Source organism: Streptomyces sp. NPDC001663, from assembly GCF_042893105.1.
Classification (GTDB): domain Bacteria; phylum Actinomycetota; class Actinomycetes; order Streptomycetales; family Streptomycetaceae; genus Streptomyces.
Window position 1 is genome coordinate 167,298 of the sequence record NZ_JBIAUR010000012.1, and the last position, 17,217, is coordinate 184,514.

At 68.6% G+C, this 17,217-nt stretch carries 18 protein-coding genes and 1 riboswitch; of the genes, 8 read left to right on the top strand and 10 right to left on the bottom strand.

Features of this window, described 5'->3' with window-relative positions; genetic code table 11:
• Positions 1–14: 14 nt before the first annotated feature.
• From ACFY1L_RS34820 to ACFY1L_RS34840, 5 genes are all read right to left on the bottom strand, one after another.
• Positions 15–497: an NUDIX hydrolase gene (locus ACFY1L_RS34820; RefSeq protein WP_351472992.1), complete on the bottom strand. Its 483-nt coding sequence runs from the start codon at positions 495–497 to the stop codon at positions 15–17.
• An 88-nt stretch (positions 498–585) separates the two neighbouring features.
• Positions 586–1,491 carry a LysR family transcriptional regulator gene (locus ACFY1L_RS34825; protein ID WP_388833136.1) on the bottom strand — a complete coding sequence of 302 codons (906 nt, stop codon included), beginning with the start codon at positions 1,489–1,491 and terminating at the stop codon, positions 586–588.
• Positions 1,492–1,732: 241 nt separating this feature from the next.
• Positions 1,733–2,884, bottom strand: coding sequence for a cystathionine gamma-lyase (locus ACFY1L_RS34830; protein ID WP_388833139.1), 1,152 nt, complete (start codon positions 2,882–2,884; stop codon positions 1,733–1,735).
• Positions 2,881–3,372, bottom strand: a complete 492-nt coding sequence (locus tag ACFY1L_RS34835; RefSeq protein ID WP_388833142.1) for a low molecular weight protein-tyrosine-phosphatase — start codon at positions 3,370–3,372, stop codon at positions 2,881–2,883. The genes ACFY1L_RS34830 and ACFY1L_RS34835 overlap by 4 nt, the downstream gene beginning before the upstream one ends.
• 7 nt (positions 3,373–3,379) lie before the next feature.
• A complete protein-coding gene (locus ACFY1L_RS34840; RefSeq protein ID WP_388833145.1) occupies positions 3,380–3,757 on the bottom strand; it encodes a phage holin family protein in 378 nt (125 codons plus the stop codon).
• Between the two features lie 59 nt (positions 3,758–3,816).
• On the opposite strand from ACFY1L_RS34840, the gene ACFY1L_RS34845 reads away from it, so the two are divergent.
• The 4 genes from ACFY1L_RS34845 to ACFY1L_RS34860 all read left to right on the top strand — a co-directional run bounded on the left by ACFY1L_RS34845 (position 3,817) and on the right by ACFY1L_RS34860 (position 6,193).
• Positions 3,817–4,134 (top strand): cupin domain-containing protein, encoded by a 318-nt coding sequence (locus tag ACFY1L_RS34845; protein WP_361267927.1) that lies wholly within the window; start codon positions 3,817–3,819, stop codon positions 4,132–4,134.
• 149 nt (positions 4,135–4,283) lie between these two features.
• Complete coding sequence (locus tag ACFY1L_RS34850) at positions 4,284–4,496, top strand: DUF5326 family protein (protein ID WP_190071059.1); 213 nt, start codon at positions 4,284–4,286, stop codon at positions 4,494–4,496.
• A gap of 312 nt (positions 4,497–4,808) precedes the next feature.
• A complete protein-coding gene (locus tag ACFY1L_RS34855) occupies positions 4,809–5,657 on the top strand; it encodes an IclR family transcriptional regulator (RefSeq protein ID WP_388833150.1) in 849 nt (282 codons plus the stop codon).
• Between the two features lie 98 nt (positions 5,658–5,755).
• Entirely contained in the window at positions 5,756–6,193 is a 438-nt protein-coding gene (locus ACFY1L_RS34860; RefSeq protein WP_361267921.1) for an SsgA family sporulation/cell division regulator, read from the top strand.
• A 212-nt stretch (positions 6,194–6,405) separates the two neighbouring features.
• Here the strand turns inward: ACFY1L_RS34860 and ACFY1L_RS34865 are convergent, their stop codons facing one another.
• On the bottom strand, positions 6,406–7,995 hold the full coding sequence (locus ACFY1L_RS34865) for a YibE/F family protein (RefSeq protein ID WP_388833153.1): 1,590 nt from the start codon (positions 7,993–7,995) through the stop codon (positions 6,406–6,408).
• Positions 7,996–8,066: 71 nt separating this feature from the next.
• Positions 8,067–8,256: riboswitch (TPP riboswitch) on the top strand.
• On the opposite strand from ACFY1L_RS34865, the gene thiC reads away from it, so the two are divergent.
• From thiC to ACFY1L_RS34880, 3 genes are all read left to right on the top strand, one after another.
• A complete protein-coding gene (gene thiC, locus ACFY1L_RS34870; RefSeq protein WP_388833156.1) occupies positions 8,249–10,069 on the top strand; it encodes a phosphomethylpyrimidine synthase ThiC in 1,821 nt (606 codons plus the stop codon). (Overlaps the previous riboswitch by 8 nt.)
• Positions 10,070–10,165: 96 nt before the next feature.
• Positions 10,166–11,542: a VWA domain-containing protein gene (locus ACFY1L_RS34875; protein WP_388833159.1), complete on the top strand. Its 1,377-nt coding sequence runs from the start codon at positions 10,166–10,168 to the stop codon at positions 11,540–11,542.
• A gap of 39 nt (positions 11,543–11,581) precedes the next feature.
• Entirely contained in the window at positions 11,582–11,710 is a 129-nt protein-coding gene (locus ACFY1L_RS34880; RefSeq protein ID WP_388833664.1) for a hypothetical protein, read from the top strand.
• A 135-nt stretch (positions 11,711–11,845) separates the two neighbouring features.
• On the opposite strand, the gene ACFY1L_RS34885 is transcribed toward ACFY1L_RS34880, so the two are convergent.
• The 3 genes from ACFY1L_RS34885 to ACFY1L_RS34895 form a co-directional block, all read right to left on the bottom strand.
• Positions 11,846–12,712 (bottom strand): hypothetical protein, encoded by an 867-nt coding sequence (locus ACFY1L_RS34885; protein ID WP_388833162.1) that lies wholly within the window; start codon positions 12,710–12,712, stop codon positions 11,846–11,848.
• A gap of 193 nt (positions 12,713–12,905) precedes the next feature.
• A complete protein-coding gene (locus ACFY1L_RS34890; protein ID WP_388833164.1) occupies positions 12,906–13,988 on the bottom strand; it encodes a metallophosphoesterase in 1,083 nt (360 codons plus the stop codon).
• 201 nt (positions 13,989–14,189) lie between these two features.
• On the bottom strand, positions 14,190–15,302 hold the full coding sequence (locus ACFY1L_RS34895) for a LacI family DNA-binding transcriptional regulator (protein WP_388833166.1): 1,113 nt from the start codon (positions 15,300–15,302) through the stop codon (positions 14,190–14,192).
• A gap of 421 nt (positions 15,303–15,723) precedes the next feature.
• Between ACFY1L_RS34895 and hisC the strand changes: the two genes are divergently transcribed.
• Positions 15,724–16,803 carry a histidinol-phosphate transaminase gene (gene hisC / locus ACFY1L_RS34900; RefSeq protein ID WP_388833169.1) on the top strand — a complete coding sequence of 360 codons (1,080 nt, stop codon included), beginning with the start codon at positions 15,724–15,726 and terminating at the stop codon, positions 16,801–16,803.
• Positions 16,804–16,822: 19 nt separating this feature from the next.
• Here hisC and ACFY1L_RS34905 read toward each other — a convergent pair whose 3' ends face one another.
• Positions 16,823–17,191: a cyclophilin-like fold protein gene (locus ACFY1L_RS34905; protein ID WP_388833632.1), complete on the bottom strand. Its 369-nt coding sequence runs from the start codon at positions 17,189–17,191 to the stop codon at positions 16,823–16,825.
• Positions 17,192–17,217: the final 26 nt, after the last annotated feature.

Here is a 17,217-nt window from a genome sequence, read left to right on the forward strand (position 1 = left end):
CGCGCCGCCGGGTGTCAGCCCAGGTCCGGGGCGTGCATGGCGCGTACGCCTTCGATGTTGCCGTCCAGGTAGTGCCGCAGGGACAGCGGTACGAGATGGACAGAGGCGATACCGACGCGGGTGAAGGGCACCCGCACGATCTCGTACTCGCCGGCGGGCTCATCGACTTCTGGACCGTGCCGCAGGGACGGGTCCATCGACTCCAGACGGCAGACGAAGAAGTGCTGCACCTTCACGCCGGTCGCGCCGCCGTCCTCCCCGATGTGCTCCACGGTGTCCACGAAGCAGGGCACCACATCGGTGATCTTGGCGCCCAGCTCCTCGTACACCTCGCGGTGCAGGGCGTCGACGACGGTCGTGTCCCCGGGCTCGACCCCGCCACCGGGCGTGACCCAGTAGGGATCGACACCGGGCTTGGTGCGCTTGATCAGGATCAGGTTGTCGCCGTCCAGCAGAACGGCACGAGCGGTGCGCTTGACCACGGGTCGGACGGTCATGGGAGAAATGTGGCCCGGTTGGTTCCACGTGAAACATCGCGGGATGTCACCGGTCGAACTCGCCCCGTGACGGCCGGAAAAGTGCTGGTCAGCACCAGTCGGCAGCCGCCCGCAGCAGCCATTCGTGAGCCCGCGCGATGTGCGGCATCGCGAGCGTGCCGGTACGGACCACCAGGAAGTACGTCCGCAGCGGCGGCACCGCGGGGTCGTGCAGGGCGACGACCTCGCCGCGCTCCAGCGCGGTCCGGCACAGATAGCGGGGCAGCACCGCGAGCCCCGCGCCCGCGACGGCGCAGGCCAGTACCGCGCGCAGATCAGGCACGATGACCGTGCCCGGGGCGGCAGGCCGGGAGTCGAAGACGGAGGCCCAGTAGCGGGAGACGAAGGGCAGCGACTCGTGCACCTCGATGAGGGGGACGTCCTCCAGCGCGGGCGCCCCCTTGTGGCGCGGCTTCCCCGGGCCGATCTGCTCGGCCCGGCCCGGGGAGGCGACCAGGACGTGCTCCTCGTCGCAGAGCGCAGTCGCCGTGAGCAGGGCGCCGCGCGGACGGGCCGTACTGATGGCCAGATCATGATGCCCGGCGGCCAGTCCCTCCAGGGCCTCCTCGGCGTTCCCGAAGGATGCGCGCAGCGCGAAGCCCTGGCCGTCCTCGCCGGTCAGCTCCGTCAGGGCGGGCAGGGCCCGTGCGGCGGTGAACTCGGGGGGGCCGGCGAGATGCAGGGTCCGTAAGGAGGACTCGTCGTCGAGGCCGGTCTCGGCGATCTCCACCAGGGCGTCGAGATGTGGGGCGGCCTTGTGCGCGAGCTCGTCCCCGATGGTCGTCGGGGTCACTCCGCGGGCCTGCCGCAGGAACAGGGGGCGGCCCAGCTGCCGCTCCAGCGTGCGGATCTGGGAGGTCACGGCCGGCTGTGACAGGCCGAGCAACGCGGCGGCACGGGTGAAGGAGCCGGCCCGGTGCACCGTGACGAAAGTGCGCAGCAAGGCCAGATCCATGGTTCGCCCTCCCCAGTTCCCTGCCCTTCTCCCGGCCCCAGGCAGGGCCCAACTATAAATAAGTCGATAGGTCTCTGTCGCTACTGTGATTGGACACTGACACAGAGTCAACTAGCCTTGTTCGCGCGGTTCTTCGCGCGCAGAACCGAGGACGGTCCGAGCCACGAGGGGGGAGGCTCGGACCGTCCGTTGTGCGTAGCCGGACACCGGCGGGGCGTCCGTGAAGCAGGCCCTGAAGTGGTCATTCCGCCGACTCGTCCAGCGCGCGGAGCACATCCGCCACCAGGTCCTCGGGGTCCTCGGCACCGACTGAGAGCCGGATGAAGCCCTCCGGCACCGCGTCCCCGCCCCACCGTCCGCGCCGCTCGGCCGTGGACCGCACCCCGCCGAAGCTCGTCGCGTCGTCCACGAGCCGCAGCGCGTCGAGGAAACGGTCGGCACGTGCGCGCGTGGGCAGCGTGAAGGAGACGACGCATCCGTAACGGCGCATCTGCTGCGAAGCGACCTTGTACGAGGGGTCGTCGGGCAGCCCCGGGTAGCGCAGGCCGGTCACCTCGGGCCGCTCCCGCAGCGCCTCGGCAACGGCCAGGGCGGTCGAGCTCTGCCGGTCGACGCGCAGCTGCAGCGTGGCGATCGAACGGTGCGCGAGCCAGGCCTCCATGGGCCCCGGAATCGCGCCGACGATCTTCCGCCAGCGGCGTACGGCGGCCATGGCCTCGGCGTCACGACCGACGACGTAGCCGAGCAGGACGTCCCCGTGCCCGGTGAGCTGCTTGGTGCCGCTGGCCACGGCGAAGTCGGCGCCGAGCTCCAGCGGGCGCTGTCCGAGCGCGGTCGCGAGCGTGTTGTCGACGGCGACGAGCGCGCCATGCGCGTGTGCCGCCTCCGCAAGGCGCCGGATGTCGCACACGTCGAGCCCGGGGTTGGACGGCGTCTCGAGCAACACCAGCTTCGCGCCGTCGAGGACTCCGAGCTGGGCGTCGTTCCCGGTCGGTGCGGTGCGCACCTCGATGCCGTACGCCTCCAGTTGCGTGCGAACCAGAGGCAGCGCCTGGTAGCCGTCGCTGGGCAGTACGACCGTGTCGCCGGCGCGCAGCTGCGAGAACAGCACCGCAGAGATGGCGGCCATCCCGGAGGCGAACACGAGCGTCTCCACGCCGTCCTGACCGGGCGCCTCGAGCTCGCCGACGGCGCGCTCCAGCAGGGTCCACGTCGGGTTCTCGTCGCGGCCGTAGGTGTAGGGCCCGGTCGGCTCGCCCGGCAGATGGTAGTGAGCGGCGAACGCCGGGCCGGGCAGGGTCGGCTCGTACTTCACCGGCTCGGGCAGCCCGGCGCGCACCACGCGTGTGCCGTCACCGTCGCCCGAAGACCTGCCCGCAGCGGAATCACTCATGCCGCACATCCCTCCACCTGCTCGCGCACCGCGGCGAGCAGACCCTCGCTCGCCGCCTCCACCATCTCAAGGCACTCCTCGAAGCCGTCCCTGCCCCCGTAGTACGGGTCCGGTACGTCGAGGTCGTCGCCCGCTGCAGGGTCGTAGGAACGAAGCAGTCGCACTTTCGCCGCGTCCTCCGGGGTGGGCGCGAGGCGGCGCAGGGCCTTGAGGTGGCCGGAGTCGAGGGCGATCACGAGATCGAGGCGGGCGAACCAGGACGCCTGGAACTGGCGGGCCCTGTGACCGCTGTCGTAGCCGCTCCCCTCGAGGACGGAGACGGTGCGGGGATCGGCGCCGTCGCCCTCGTGCCAGCCGCCGGTGCCGGCACTGTCGACCTCGACCAGGCCGTCGAGCCCGGCCTCCGCAATGCGTGCGCGGAAGACGGACTCGGCCATCGGGGAGCGGCAGATGTTGCCGGTGCAGACGAAGCAGACGCGGTAGGTCATGACCTGGTCAGTCCTCGTCGGGCAGGACGACGTGCAGCGCCCAGGAGACGATCGAGATGATCAGGCCGCCCAGGACCGCGGTCCAGAAGCCCTCGACGTGGAAGCTCAGGTCGAGCTTGTCGGCCACCCACGAGGTCAGCAGCAGCATCAGGGCGTTGACGATCAGGGTGAACAGGCCGAGGGTCAGGATGAGCAGCGGAAGGCTCAGGAGCTTCACTATCGGCTTGACCAGGAAGTTCACCAGACCGAAGATCAGCGCCACCACGATCAGGGTGCCGGCTTTCTTGCCCGTGCTGTCACCGGTCAGGGTGATCTTGTCGAGCAGCCATACGGCGACCGCCAGGGCACCCGCGTTGGCGATCGTCTTGACTACGAAATTCTTCATGTGTCTGATCGTGGCAGACGAGATCGGCTACGAGCAGTGGGACGAGGGCGGCAACGGCGATGAAGGCATTCCGGCTGGACGAACTGGAGGCGGAGCGCGCCGCCAACGAGGGTGCCTACCTGCAGTTTCTGCGTGAGCGGAACATGTCGGTCGGGTTGTACGCGCTCAACGCGGGCGAGCATGATCCACAAAAGCCTCACAACCAGGACGAGGTCTACTTCGTTGTGAGCGGCCGCGCCGCGATCACCGTCGGCCTGGAGACCACCCAGGTGGCGCGCGGAAGCGTGATCTATGTGCCGGCCGGTGTCGCCCACAAGTTCCATCACATCAGCGAGGACCTGCGGGTGCTCGTGGTGTTCTCTCCGCCGGAAAGCTGAGCCGCCGTCTCGGGGTTCCCTAGGGGATCGATCAGGGGAGGACAAGGGGTGCGAGGCCCCCGCCGGGACCCCTCCCGGCCCTAGCATCGAGTGCAGGACATCAATGGGCCCCTGCACAGCAGTTGGGCGGAGAGGTAAGGACTAGGGCAATGGGAGAAATCTTCGCGGGACTGCCGTGGTGGGTGAAGTGGATCGCGGTGCCGGTCATCGCCCTGGTTGTGTTCGGCGGGCTGATAGCGAGCGTCGTCGGTTTCGTCATCGGACTGCTCTTCAAGCTGCTGGTCTTCGTGGCACTGGTCGGCGGACTGATCTACGTCGTACGGAAGTTCATGTCGAGCTCCTCGTCACGCAGCGACTGGTGAGGGCCCTGGGAAACCGGTGACCGGTAACAGGAATCACCGGTTCCCTCGCGCGAGGGAAGTTTTCCGGGCAGGCCGTCCCCAGGCGGTGGTGGGCGGTTAGAGTCCGGAATTCGACGCGGGGACGACCCCGCGAGCGGCGTACACCCCCTCCCGTGTTCCCCCAGCACGGGCTGCCCCCTCGCGCTTCGGGAGTGACCCTTGGCCACGGTAGACACCGCACTCACGGATCCCCACGTACCCCCAACCCCGGCCCGGGCCGAAGTCCCGCCTCCGGGACGCCGCATCCGGCCCCCCGAGCAGCCGGGCCCCTCCATGCAGGAGCGTGCGACGGCAGCGTCGGCACCTCGGGCGCCGTCACAGCGGACCGCACACCCGGCACCGACGCACCCGGCGCCTCCTGCCGCACCCGCACAGTCCGCGACCCTCATCGGATCCGTCCAGCGGGCCATGCGCCTCCTGGAATGCGTTGCCGGACACGAACACGGAGCACCTGCAAAACAGCTGGCCCGCGAGACCGGCCTGGCGCTCCCCACGGCGTACCACCTACTGCGCACCCTCGTGCACGAGGGGTATCTGCATCGCGACAAGGGGCTGTTCTTCCTCGGTGAAGCCGCCGCGCGGCTGAGCAGCAGCGGAGCCGAGCAGAAACGTCGCAGCGTGATCGTCGACGCACTCGCCCACTGGCGGGACGCGATCGGCGTGCCCGTCTACTACGCCCTGTACCGGGACGGCGAGATCGACCTCAGGTGCGTCTCCGACACCCCGGGCAACCCGGCGGTCGAGGAGTGGGCCGACTTCCGCGAGACCGCGCACGCGCACGCGATCGGGCAGTGCCTGCTGTCCCAGCTGGACGACGACGCCCGGCGCGACCACCTCGACCGGTACCCCGTGCAGTCCATCACCCCGTACACGGTGCGTGACAACCACACCATGCTCCGCCGGCTGGAGCGGATGCGGCGCATGGAACCGGTCACGGAGCGGCAGGAGTACGCGCTGGGGACGGTGTGCGCGGCGATTCCGATCACCGTGGGCACCACGGCCGCGACGATGGCCATTTCGCTGCCTTCTCATCAGGCTGATCGGCTGCTTTCCGCGGCGCAGCAGTTGCAGAGCGAAGTGGGACGACTGCTGGGATCGCTCGCGATCTCTATCAGTATCTGAAAACTCACTCCTTGTGATCTGCCGTGTACGTTCAGCAAGATTCCACCAGTGTCCGGGATCATTCCCAGCCAGTCGGCTTCACAATGACGGGGTAGGCGATGCGCGAGTCCGTACAGGCAGAGGTCATGATGAGCTTCCTCGTCTCCGAGGAGCTCTCCTTCCGCATCCCGGTGGAACTGCGTTACGAGACCTGCGATCCCTATGCCGTACGGCTGACCTTCCATCTCCCCGGTGATGCCCCGGTGACCTGGGCGTTCGGTCGCGAGCTGCTGATCGACGGGGTCGGTAGGCCGTGCGGAGAGGGCGACGTGCGCGTCTCGCCCGCCGAACCCGACTCGCTGGGAGAGGTACTGATCCGGCTTCAGGTCGGCTGCGACCAGGCGTTGTTCCGCTCGTCCACGGCGCCTCTCATCGCCTTCCTCGACCGCACCGACAAGCTGGTGCCGCTCGGTCAGGAGGGCTCCCTCGCGGACTTCGACGCCCACCTCGACGAGGCGCTGGACCGCATCCTGGCGGAGGAGCAGAGCGCGGGCTGAAACGGCAGCGGCACGACGCGGAGTCGGCGGAACGCTTCAGCGCGGGCTTTGGGGGTGTGCAGTAACGCTTCTCCTCGAGCCGGGGCCGGGCGGCCACCGGATCCTCTCCCCGGGTGCCTCGGCGGCCGTCGGACGCCTTTCCTCGGTTGCCCGGGCGGCAGTTGTCGGACCGCTTCCACCCGCGCGCCCCGGCGGCGCACGTGCCGTTCGCCTCAGCGCTTGCGGCGGCGGCCGTGCCCCGTGCGGGTCTGCGCCTGAGCCGGTGCCGTGACGGCCGCCGTCGCGGCCTGCTCCGGTCCCGGACGGTCGGCCGCGACCACCAGCGCCGCGAGCAGCGTTGTGACCGGCACGGAGGCGACCAGGCCGATCGAGCCCACCAGCGTGCGCACGATCTCCTCCGCGACGAGCTCGCTGTTGGCGACCGTCCCCACACTGCTCTGCGCGATGGAGAACAGCAGCAGCAACGGCAGCGCGGCGCCCGCGTAGGCGAGAACGAGTGTGTTGACGACGGACGCGATGTGGTCGCGGCCGATGCGGATGCCCGCCCGGTACAGCCCCCGCCAGCCCATCGACGGATTGGCCTCGTGCAGCTCCCAGACCGCCGACGTCTGCGTGACCGTCACGTCGTCGAGGACACCGAGCGAGCCGATGATGACGCCCGCGAGCAGCAGACCACTCATGTCGATCGACGGATACAGGCCATGGATCAGGCCGGTGTTGTCGTCGGTGTTGCCGGTGAGCGCGGCCCAGCCGATGAACCCCGATCCCAGGAAGCCGATCAGTACCAGCGAGAGCAGCGTGCCCAGCACGGCCACGGACGTACGAGCCGACAGGCCGTGGCACATGTAGAGGGCGATCAGCATGATGGCGCTCGCCCCGATGACCGCCACCAGCAGCGGATTCGAACCCTGCAGGATCGCGGGCAGGATGAAGAACGTCAGCACCAGGAAACTCACGGCCAGCGCGACCAGTGCCATGACGCCGCGCATCCGGCCCACCACCACGACGGCGAGCGCGAAGATGCCGGCGAGCAGCGCCATCGGGAACCTGCGGTTCACGTCGGTGACCGAGTACTGCAGGTCCTTGGGCGCCGAGGGCTCGTAGGCGGCCACGACCTTCTCACCCTCGTGCAACTGCCGTGACTGGTCCGGCTGCACGATCTCGGTGAAGGTACGGCCCTTGTCCTTGCCGGAGTCGACGCGGATCGTCGCCTTCTTGCAGGTGCCGTTCGCCTCCTGCTTCGCGGAGGAGCCCTCGGCGGTGGAGGTGTCGCCGGTCGGGGTCTCGCCCGAGGCGTTGACCGACTTGCAGCTCACGCTCACGACCTTGGTGACGGTCGCCTGCTGGGTCTGCCGGTCGAAGCCCACTCCGGTGCGCTCGTGCGAAGGGGCACCGCCGGGCCACAGCACGACGAGCCCGACCACGACGGCCGCGGCGAACGGGATGAGGATCGCCGCGATGACCTTGCGCAGGTGCTTGGAGACGGGAGCTGCCGGACCGTGGCTGTGACTGTGCCCGTGCCCGCCGCCGGAGCCGGGACCGTGTCCATGGTCGCCGTGATCGTGCCCGTGTCCGCCGTCCGACCGGGGTCCGTGACCGTGCCCGGATCCATGGCCGTGTCCGGATCCATGGCCGTGTCCGGACTCGTGGCCGTGTCCCGAATCGTGATCGTGTGCACCGTCGAAATCGCTGCCGTATCCGCGGCTGTCGGCACGGCCGCTGCCGTGTCCGGGGCCGCTGCCATAGCCGGGCCGGCGGGGCGGCTCGGGTGGTGGGTACGGGGGCTGATGTGTCGTGGTCACCGCCCGATCATCGCAAGAACGACAGGGGCCCCCTGTTCACCGCGCCCGAATTGACGCTAGCGTGGAGGCACCTTTGCACACGCGGGAGCTCGGAGCACCGGGCTGAGAGGGCGCTGACCTCCGTCCCAGCGATGTTTCACGTGGAACATCACCGAAGTCGAGTGATGTTCCCCACGAAACGTCGGCAGACGGAAACCGCTGCGTCGACCGCCGAACCTGTTACCGGGTAATGCCGGCGTAGGGAGTAGGTCTCATGACCAACAAGGACGCACGCACGCCTGCCTCCAGCCAGGACGAACAGCCCATCGCGGGTGAAAAGTCCCAGGAGGCCGGGAAGTCCATCGGCTGGCACAAGGCGTATGTCGAGGGCTCACGCCCCGATCTGCACGTGCCTGTCCGTCAGGTGCACCTCACCAACGGGCAGTCGGTCACGCTGTACGACACGTCGGGCCCGTACACCGATCCGCTCGTCGAGACCGACGTCCGCAGGGGGCTCGCTCCGCTGCGGGAGAACTGGATCATCGCTCGCGGCGACACCGAAGAGTACGCGGGCCGCCCCGTCCGTCCCGAGGACGACGGGATCAAGCACACCTCACCGCGAGGTGGTCTGCGCAACCTCGACGCGGTCTTCCCGGGGCGGCCGCGCCAGCCGCGCCGGAGCCGCGACGGCAAGGCGGTCACCCAGCTCACGTACGCGCGCCGCGGTGAGATCACGCCGGAGATGGAGTTCGTGGCCGTCCGCGAGAACGTGTCGCCCGAGGTGGTCCGCGAGGAGATCGCGGCGGGGCGCGCGGTGCTGCCGGCCAACGTCAACCACCCGGAGATCGAGCCGATGATCATCGGCAAGCGGTTCCTGGTGAAGGTCAACGCCAACATCGGCAACTCCGCGGTCACTTCCTCTATCGAGGAAGAGGTCGAGAAGATGACCTGGGCGACCCGCTGGGGCGCTGACACCGTCATGGACCTGTCCACCGGCCGCAACATCCACACCACCCGCGAGTGGGTGCTGCGCAACTCCCCCGTCCCCATCGGCACGGTGCCGCTCTATCAGGCCCTCGAGAAGGTCGACGGTCGCGCCGAGGAGCTGACCTGGGAGATCTACAAGGACACGGTCATCGAGCAGGCCGAGCAGGGCGTGGACTACATGACCGTCCACGCGGGTGTCCGCCTGCCGTTCGTCCCGCTCACCGCGAACCGCAAGACCGGCATCGTCTCGCGCGGCGGTTCGATCATGGCCGCGTGGTGCCTCGCGCACCACAAGGAGTCGTTCCTGTACGAGAACTTCGAGGAACTCTGCGAGATCCTGGCCGCCTACGACGTCACCTACTCGCTGGGCGACGGCCTCAGGCCGGGTTCGATCGCGGACGCCAACGACGAGGCGCAGTTCGCGGAGTTGAGGACGCTCGGGGAACTCAACACGATCGCCAAGCGTTTCAACGTACAGACCATGATCGAGGGCCCGGGACACGTCCCCATGCACAAGATCAAGGAGAACATCGACCTTCAGCAGGAGATCTGCGATGAAGCTCCGTTCTATACGCTCGGCCCGCTGACGACGGACGTCGCGCCGGCGTACGACCACATCACCTCCGGCATCGGCGCCGCGATGATCGCCTGGTGGGGCACGGCGATGCTCTGCTACGTCACGCCCAAGGAGCACCTGGGCCTGCCCAACCGGGACGACGTCAAGACCGGCGTCATCACCTACAAGATCGCCGCCCATGCGGCCGACCTCGCCAAGGGGCACCCCGGTGCGCAGGAGTGGGACGACGCGCTGTCCGACGCCCGCTTCGAGTTCCGGTGGGAGGACCAGTTCAACCTCGCCCTGGACCCGGACACGGCACGGGAGTTCCACGACGAGACCCTGCCTGCGGAGCCGGCCAAGACCGCCCACTTCTGCTCGATGTGCGGGCCGAAGTTCTGCTCGATGAAGATCAGCCAAAGCATCACAGCGCAGTTCGGCGGTACGGCGGCTGCGGGGGCGACGGCTGAGGAGGTCGCTGAGGGGATGCTCCAGAAGTCGAAGGAGTTCGCGGCCAGCGGGAACAGGGTTTACCTGCCGATTGCGGACTGAGAACAGGGTTCGATGCCCCGGCTCTCCGGGGCATCGCTTCCCTTGAGACCTCGGGAAGCCGGCCCTTCGGCTCTCTCGGCTGGGCAGACTGACTCCATGACAGCGAGAGCACTGAGCAAGGGCGCCAACCTTCCCGTCGATGTTCCGGCAGTGCGCGTTGAGCTGGCTTGGTCCGAGGGACCTGATGTGCCCGATGTCGACGCATCGGCGTTGCTGCTCACTGCGGCAGGCCGCGTTCGTGACGATGGTGACTTCGTCTTCTACAACCAGCCGCGACATGCATCGAACGCGGTGACGCATCTCGGGAAGCAGAGTGCCGGGGGTGTCCTGACCGACGCGATCGAGGTGGATCTGAGCTCGCTAGAACCGGCCGTCGAACGGGTCGTACTGGGGGCGTCGGCCGACGGCGGAACGTTCGGTCAGGTGCCTGGACTGACCTTGAGACTGCTGGACCCCGCGACGCGGACCGAGATCGCGCGGTTCCACATGGAGGCTGGGACGGAGACCGCGTTCATCGGCGGTGAGCTGTACCTACGAGCGGGGCGGTGGAAGTTCCGAGCAGTCGGGCAGGGCTATGCCTCCGGGCTCGCTGGGCTGGCCACCGATTTCGGGATCACTGTTGACGATGCCCCTCCGGACACGTCCGCTCTGCCGACGGCACCTGTTCTCGCATCACCCCTCCCTGCCAAGACGCCTGCCGGCCCGCACCTTGGTAACGGCGAAGAGCAGTTGCCCGTCGACATGCGCAAGCGTCTCTCCCTGCGCAAGGAGCAGGTGGCGGTCAGTCTGAGGAAGCATGGAGCAGTCGGGGTCACCGCACGCGTCATCCTGGTCCTGGACGCATCCGGTTCCATGTCTTTCCTGTATTCCAAGGGTGTCGTGGCCGACGTAGTCGAGCGTATGGCGGCTGTTGCCGCACAGCTTGACGATGATGGTGAGATGCAGGCTTGGACGTTCGCTTCGAACGCGGCACGGCTGCCTGACCTGCGTCTGAGAGACCTTCCCGAATGGCTGCGGCTTCACGTCCGGGTAGGAGAACTGAGCCTCTTCCGCAGAAGCAAGAAACCCCGTAAGGGACTGGAAGCCGGTCAGGTCGACATGCGTACGGTCGGCATCCAGAACGAAGAACAGAAGGCGATCGCCGAAGTCCGTGCGTATGTCCGGGAAGAACCGGCCCCTGTCCCCACCCTGGTGCTGTTCTTCTCCGATGGAGGCGTCTACCGCAACTCCGCGATCGAGCGGGAGCTCCGGGAAGCGGTTGAGGAACCGATCTTCTGGCAGTTCGTGGGTTTGGGACGGTCCAACTACGGAGTGCTGGAACGCTTCGACACCCTGCCCGGCCGCCGCGTCGACAACGTGGGGTTCTTCGCCGTTGACGACATCAGTTCAGTCCCCGACCAGGACCTCTACGATCGGCTTCTGTCCGAGTTCCCGACCTGGGTTGCTGCTGCCGGTCGGGCAGGCATTCTTTGATCCTGCGCCCCGGATATCTCAGGCGTGTGGTTGTCATCGATGAAGATCTCCCACGACATCCGCCGTGAGCACGGCGGGAGCCAGGAGGAGATCGAGGAGGGCATGGCCCAGAAGTCGAAGGAGTTCGCGGCGGCCGGCAACAGGGTGTACCTGCCGATCGCGAACTGAGCCAGGGCAGCCGAGAGGGCTCGCGCCCCCGAACCGTCCTGGACTCGGGGAGGCGGCGCGGGCCCGGGTGTTCGGCTTGCGCTCCCCCGGCGGACCCTCACGGGCCTCCCTGTTGCGGAGGGCGCAAGCCGAGCGTTACTCCGGCTGGTGTTCCGGGCCTCCGAAGTCCGGGCTGGTGTAGTCCGGGCTCGTGAAGCTCGGGCGCGGGCCGGGGGCCGGGCCGTCGTCCGGGCTGCTGAAGCCCGGGCGGTTGTAGCCGAGGTGCGGGATGCGGCTCGGCGCCGGCGGTGTCGTGCTGTGCAGTGCCGCCGCGGCGCCGGGGTCGGCGAGCGCCTCCCGGAGGAACGGCAGGACGCCGCGCTCCAGAAGCGCCTCGCGCCAGGCTTCCCTGGCCCGGGCGACCTCCCCGCTCAGCTCCCCGTACGGCCCGGCCTCGAGCGAGGGCCTGTTGCGCAGGGCGGTGAGCAGCAGCCCGACGGCGGCGACGAGGATCGCGGCAGCGGTCATCGCGCCGAACACCCATCCGGCGGTGATCATGGTCTTGCCGAACACCTGCTTGGAGTCGAGCGACTTGATGATGTAGCCGACGAGCAGGAAGATCACCGCGGCCGTGCCGGCCAGCACGGGGGTGAGGACGGCGGCGACGGCGACGGCGCCCGCACCGGCGGGCTCGGCTGCCTCGCCGAGGGTGGTGGCGAGCCCCATCGCGCCCGCACCCGACTCCGCGGAGCCGGATTCACGGGTGGACGGCGGGGTGGACGACGCCGGCTGGCGCAGTTCCTCGCGAACCTTCACGTAGTGCTGGTACTCCGTCGCCGCGGCCACCGTGATGAGTGCGGTGGCGTTCAGCGCCATGGTGCGCAGCTGTTCGGGGTTGAGCCGCTGACCTACAGCGGCCAGTTCCGGGCGGTTTGGGGCGGAGCGCAGCGCCTCATCGAGGACCCGCTCGTACTCCTGGCGGTCCTCGCTCAGCAGGTGCTGCGGAACGCTGTTCATGTGCATCCCCCGATGCTCCGTAGGGCTTGGGGCTCGCATGACAACGAGCCGTCGGGCAGAAACGGAGGGGAGCCTGCTACGGATAAGCCGATGGTAGAGCGGTGACGGCACGCGGTGACAGGGGGTTTCCGGAAATTGGGCCCTGGCCTGGGCCGTTTATCGCGATTCCTCCGTGGGGGGTCGCCTGCCCTGTGAACGTTCAGATATCCAGGGGAAGTTGCTGGACCAGCAGCTTTCCGGCCATGGTCACTCCGCCGTCCATGGCGATGGCCAGGCCATCTGCGTAGACGTGCGGCCCTTCGACCACGGGCCCCGCGCTGTCCTCGCCGTCCTCGGAACCGACCTCGCCCAGCAGATACGGAATGGGGCTGTGACCGTGAACAATGCGGGCGCCGCCGTACGTATTCAGCAGGGAGCGTACGGCGTCTGCACCACCCTCGTCGCGGAAGGAGAACCGCTTGGTGAACTTGCGGAACAGGTCCCAGCACTCGTCCGCGTCGTTGCGCGTGAGCGTCTCGCGGACCGTGTCGTTGACCGCCTCGATCGAGTCGCCGTAGTCGAGGTAGGCGGTGGTGTCGGAGTGGACGAGCAGATAGCCGTCGACCTCTTCGACGGCGTCGAGGCGGGCCATCCACTGGAGGTGGTGGTCCTGGAGGCGGTCCATGTCGGTCTTCTGGCCGCCGTTGAGCAGCCAGGCCGCCTGGAAGGTGGCAGTGCCCGCACCGGAGTTGACGGGGGTGTCGCCGAACCGCTTGGCGCCGAGCAGCAGCAGCTCGTGGTTGCCCATGAGGGCCTTGCAGTAGCCGCCGGCCGCGGCGGCCTCCGCGGACAGCCGCATCACGAGGTCGATGACGCCGATGCCGTCGGGACCGCGGTCGGTGAAGTCACCGAGGAACCACAGTCGGGAGGTGCCCGCGCTCCAGTTCCCGGCGGCGTCGATGAGGCCCTGCTGCTGGAGGGCGGCCACCAGCTCGTCGAGATAGCCGTGCACGTCTCCGACGACGTACAACGCACCTGCGCCCTCTCCTTGCTGAGGGGCCGCCAGGGACGCGGGATCGACGCTCACCTGAAGCGTGTCACCGCGGTTGACGACGGGCAGGTCGCGCTGCGTCGGCGTGTATCCCTCCGGGACGTCTGCCGACCCGTCGAAGGGTCTGGCGACGTCGCCGGGGAGCGTGCTGTGGCCGTACGGACCGGTCTCGTGGACGTACGCAGGTACCCGGAAGTCGCGCAACGTCGCCGTCCGCTCCACCTCGGGTCCCTGACCGGCCCCCTGAGTCATCAGACCCCTCCACCATCGCGCCGCATCTGCACCGCATCGGACTGCCTGGTCGCAGCGGCCCGCGGTGTCGTGGGCCCATCATAGGAATGTGGATCGCGCCATGTGATGACCCAGGGGTGGTGAATCGGAGCAAGAGTCCTGTTCACCGCGGCTTTCGCCCCGATTGGGCAGGGCTTCGACCGCCTGCTGACAGCGCTTGTTCTATTCCTCTTCGGGCGATCGGGGCGGGCTGACGGTCGTCCGCGGCGAACGCCGCTGGGACGAGGTGCGCACGATCAGCTCCGTCGGTATCACCTGCTCGACCGGTTGGTCCGATTCGACCCCCTCGATGGCGTCGATGAGGAGCTGGACCACGGCCGTGCCGATCCGGCGCGGCTTCAGTGAGAGCGTGGTGATGGGCGGTTCGGTGTTGGCGTACACGGTCGACTCGCTGCAGCACACCAGAAGCAGGTCGTCCGGTACGCGCAGACCGTAGCGGCGGGCGGCGGCGAGCAGGTCGGTGCCGTTCGGGTCGAACAGTCCGTAGACCGCGTCGGGCCGGTCGGGCCGGGCGAGCAGCCGGTCGGCGGCGACGGCGCCCGCGCACGGGTCGTGCGCCGGGTAGGCCTCGTACACTGGGTCCTGGCCGACGCGTTCGCACCAGCGCAGGTACGCCGTGGTCGACAGATGGGTGTACGTGTCCGTCGTCGTCCCCGTCAGCAGGCCGATGCGGCGGGCGCCGGCGTCGGCCAGGTGGTCGAGGATGCCGAGTACGGCGGCTTCATGGTCGTTGTCGACCCACGCGGTGACCGGGAGCGAGCCGGCCGGGCGGCCGTCGGAGACGACCGGTAAACCCTGCCGGACCAGTTCGCTGACCACCGGGTCCTGGTCGGAGGGGTCGATGACCACCGTGCCGTCCAGTGCGACGTTCGACCACACGTCGTGGCGCGAAGTCGCGGGGAGGATCACGAGGGCGTAACCGCGGGCGAGCGCGGCCGAGGTGGCGGCGCGCGCCATCTCCGCGAAGTACGCGAACTCGGTGAAGGTGAAAGGTTCATCCCCGTACGTCGTCACGGTCAGGCCGATGAGGCCGGACTTGCCGGTACGGAGGGTTCGGGCCGCCGCCGACGGGCGATAGCCCAGCCGGTCGGCGACCTCGCGGACGTGGCGTCGGGTGGCGTCCGGGAGCCGGCCCTTGCCGTTTAGGGCATCGGAGACGGTCGTGATGGAGACTCCGGCGGCGGCGGCCACGTCTCTGATGCCCGCCCGGCCCGGCCGGCTGCCTCGACGTGAGGTTTCCGCGCGGCTCACCTGGTGCTTCCCTGCTGCTGTCATGGCGAGCCGATAGTAGGGCTCATGCAGTGGGGTAGGGCGGACGCATATGCACGCGTTGACAGGCACGTTTCTGCATGGTCATTTACCGTCAACTACCTTTGAAACAAAGTCAGTTGAACGATCCAATGGTGCTACGTGACTTGTCGGCACGCATGAGCCTGCCAAGTGTCCGATGTTTCGAAGAGGTCTCAACTCACCTGCACGGGTGATGCGCGCCAGGGCGTGAGCCACCGGCGCGCAGATATATGTGATCGCGCCCCCCGATTCGTGCGCCTTGGTGCGTGATGCCCCTGATGCGCATGTGACGGGTGGGGTGGAGCTTCCCGGCAGAGGAGGTCTGCCCTCAGCTGTACGCAGCGGCGCCCAATCCTCATAAGGTGAGCAGTATTGGAAGCCGGTGGTGGTCACGAGGAGGACTGCGGTGAGCGAGACGAGCCCCAAGCTGCGCGCCGAGCTGGAGGGTATCCCCACCTACAAGCCGGGCAAGCCCGCCGCGGCCGGTGGCCCGGTGGCCTACAAGCTGTCCTCCAACGAGAACCCCTATCCGCCGCTGCCCGGCGTGATGGAGACCGTGACGGCCGCGGCTTCGTCCTTCAACCGCTACCCGGACATGGCGTGCACGGGCCTGATGAACGAGCTGTCGGACCGCTTCGGCGTCCCGCTCACCCACCTGGCCACCGGCACCGGCTCGGTCGGCGTCGCCCAGCAGCTGATCCAGTCCACCGCCGGCCCCGGCGACGAGGTGATCTACGCCTGGCGGTCGTTCGAGGCGTACCCGATCATCACGCAGATCAGCGGCGCGACTTCGGTGCAGGTCCCGCTGACGCCGGGCGACGTGCATGACCTGGACGCGATGGCGGACGCCGTCACCGACCGGACGCGCCTGATCTTCGTCTGCAACCCGAACAACCCGACCGGCACGGTTGTGAAGCGGGCCGAGCTGGAGCGGTTCCTCGACCGCGTGCCGAGCGATGTGCTCGTCGTGCTGGACGAGGCCTACCGCGAGTTCATCCGCGACGCCGAGGTGCCGGACGGCGTGGAGCTGTACCGCGAGCGGCCGAATGTCTGCGTGCTGCGTACCTTTTCCAAGGCGTACGGCCTTGCGGGCCTGCGCGTGGGCTTTGCGATCGCCCACGAGCCGGTGGCCGCCGCGCTGCGCAAGACGGCGGTGCCGTTCGGGGTGAGCCAGCTCGCGCAGGACGCGGCGATCGCCTCTCTGCAGGCCGAGGACGAACTGCTCGGCCGGGTCGGCTCGTTGGTGTGCGAGCGGACCCGTGTGGTCGACGGGCTGCGCGCCCAGGGCTGGACGGTGCCCGAGACCCAGGCCAACTTCGTGTGGCTGCGGCTGGGGGAGCGCACGGTCGCGTTCGCGCAGGCATGCGAGCAGCACGGCGTGGTGGTCCGGCCATTCCCCGGCGAGGGTGTGCGGGTGACGGTCGGGGAGACCGAGGCGAACGACATCTTCCTGAAGGTGGCGGAAGGGTTCCGCAAGGAGCTCTAGGCGTCCGTGGGTCGTGGACCTAGCCGTCGACCCACTCCACTCGCACGGGGTCGCCGTCGCGGACCGTGGCGAGGAGCCGGGGGTCGCCGTCGAGGTGGCCCAGGAGGTTGCACGGGCTCGCGAGGCGGCACTCGTCGCCTCGCGAGATCGGCGTGAGCCCGTAGGGGAGTGCGAGGGCGTCGCCGTCCGCCCAGAAGGCCACGGTGCCCGGTTCCACGACCTGTTGGGCGGTTGTTTCACGTGGAACCGTGACGCCCACGTCGAAGTAGACCTCCTCGCCCCAGGTGCGGGCGGTGGAGGCGAGAGGAAGCGCCTCGGCGAGGGCCTGGGCGGTCGGGGTGTCGTCGAGGGTTGCGGTGAGGTGGCCGGCGGGCCACGAGATCCGTATCTACACGGCAGGCAATTCAACAAGAT

Excerpts from the sequence above, each read along its gene's own strand:
- ACFY1L_RS34820 (WP_351472992.1), bottom strand. The coding sequence starts at position 497 with ATGACCGTCCGACCCGTGGTCAAGCGCACCGCTCGTGCCGTTCTGCTG.
- ACFY1L_RS34825 (WP_388833136.1), bottom strand. The coding sequence starts at position 1,491 with ATGGATCTGGCCTTGCTGCGCACTTTCGTCACGGTGCACCGGGCCGGC.
- ACFY1L_RS34830 (WP_388833139.1), bottom strand. The coding sequence starts at position 2,884 with ATGAGTGATTCCGCTGCGGGCAGGTCTTCGGGCGACGGTGACGGCACA.
- ACFY1L_RS34835 (WP_388833142.1), bottom strand. The coding sequence starts at position 3,372 with ATGACCTACCGCGTCTGCTTCGTCTGCACCGGCAACATCTGCCGCTCC.
- ACFY1L_RS34840 (WP_388833145.1), bottom strand. The coding sequence starts at position 3,757 with ATGAAGAATTTCGTAGTCAAGACGATCGCCAACGCGGGTGCCCTGGCG.
- ACFY1L_RS34845 (WP_361267927.1), top strand. The coding sequence starts at position 3,817 with ATGAAGGCATTCCGGCTGGACGAACTGGAGGCGGAGCGCGCCGCCAAC.
- ACFY1L_RS34850 (WP_190071059.1), top strand. The coding sequence starts at position 4,284 with ATGGGAGAAATCTTCGCGGGACTGCCGTGGTGGGTGAAGTGGATCGCG.
- ACFY1L_RS34855 (WP_388833150.1), top strand. The coding sequence starts at position 4,809 with ATGCAGGAGCGTGCGACGGCAGCGTCGGCACCTCGGGCGCCGTCACAG.
- ACFY1L_RS34860 (WP_361267921.1), top strand. The coding sequence starts at position 5,756 with ATGCGCGAGTCCGTACAGGCAGAGGTCATGATGAGCTTCCTCGTCTCC.
- thiC (WP_388833156.1), top strand. The coding sequence starts at position 8,249 with ATGACCAACAAGGACGCACGCACGCCTGCCTCCAGCCAGGACGAACAG.
- ACFY1L_RS34875 (WP_388833159.1), top strand. The coding sequence starts at position 10,166 with ATGACAGCGAGAGCACTGAGCAAGGGCGCCAACCTTCCCGTCGATGTT.
- ACFY1L_RS34880 (WP_388833664.1), top strand. The coding sequence starts at position 11,582 with ATGAAGATCTCCCACGACATCCGCCGTGAGCACGGCGGGAGCCAGGAG.
- ACFY1L_RS34885 (WP_388833162.1), bottom strand. The coding sequence starts at position 12,712 with ATGCACATGAACAGCGTTCCGCAGCACCTGCTGAGCGAGGACCGCCAG.
- ACFY1L_RS34890 (WP_388833164.1), bottom strand. The coding sequence starts at position 13,988 with ATGACTCAGGGGGCCGGTCAGGGACCCGAGGTGGAGCGGACGGCGACG.
- ACFY1L_RS34895 (WP_388833166.1), bottom strand. The coding sequence starts at position 15,302 with ATGACAGCAGCAGGGAAGCACCAGGTGAGCCGCGCGGAAACCTCACGT.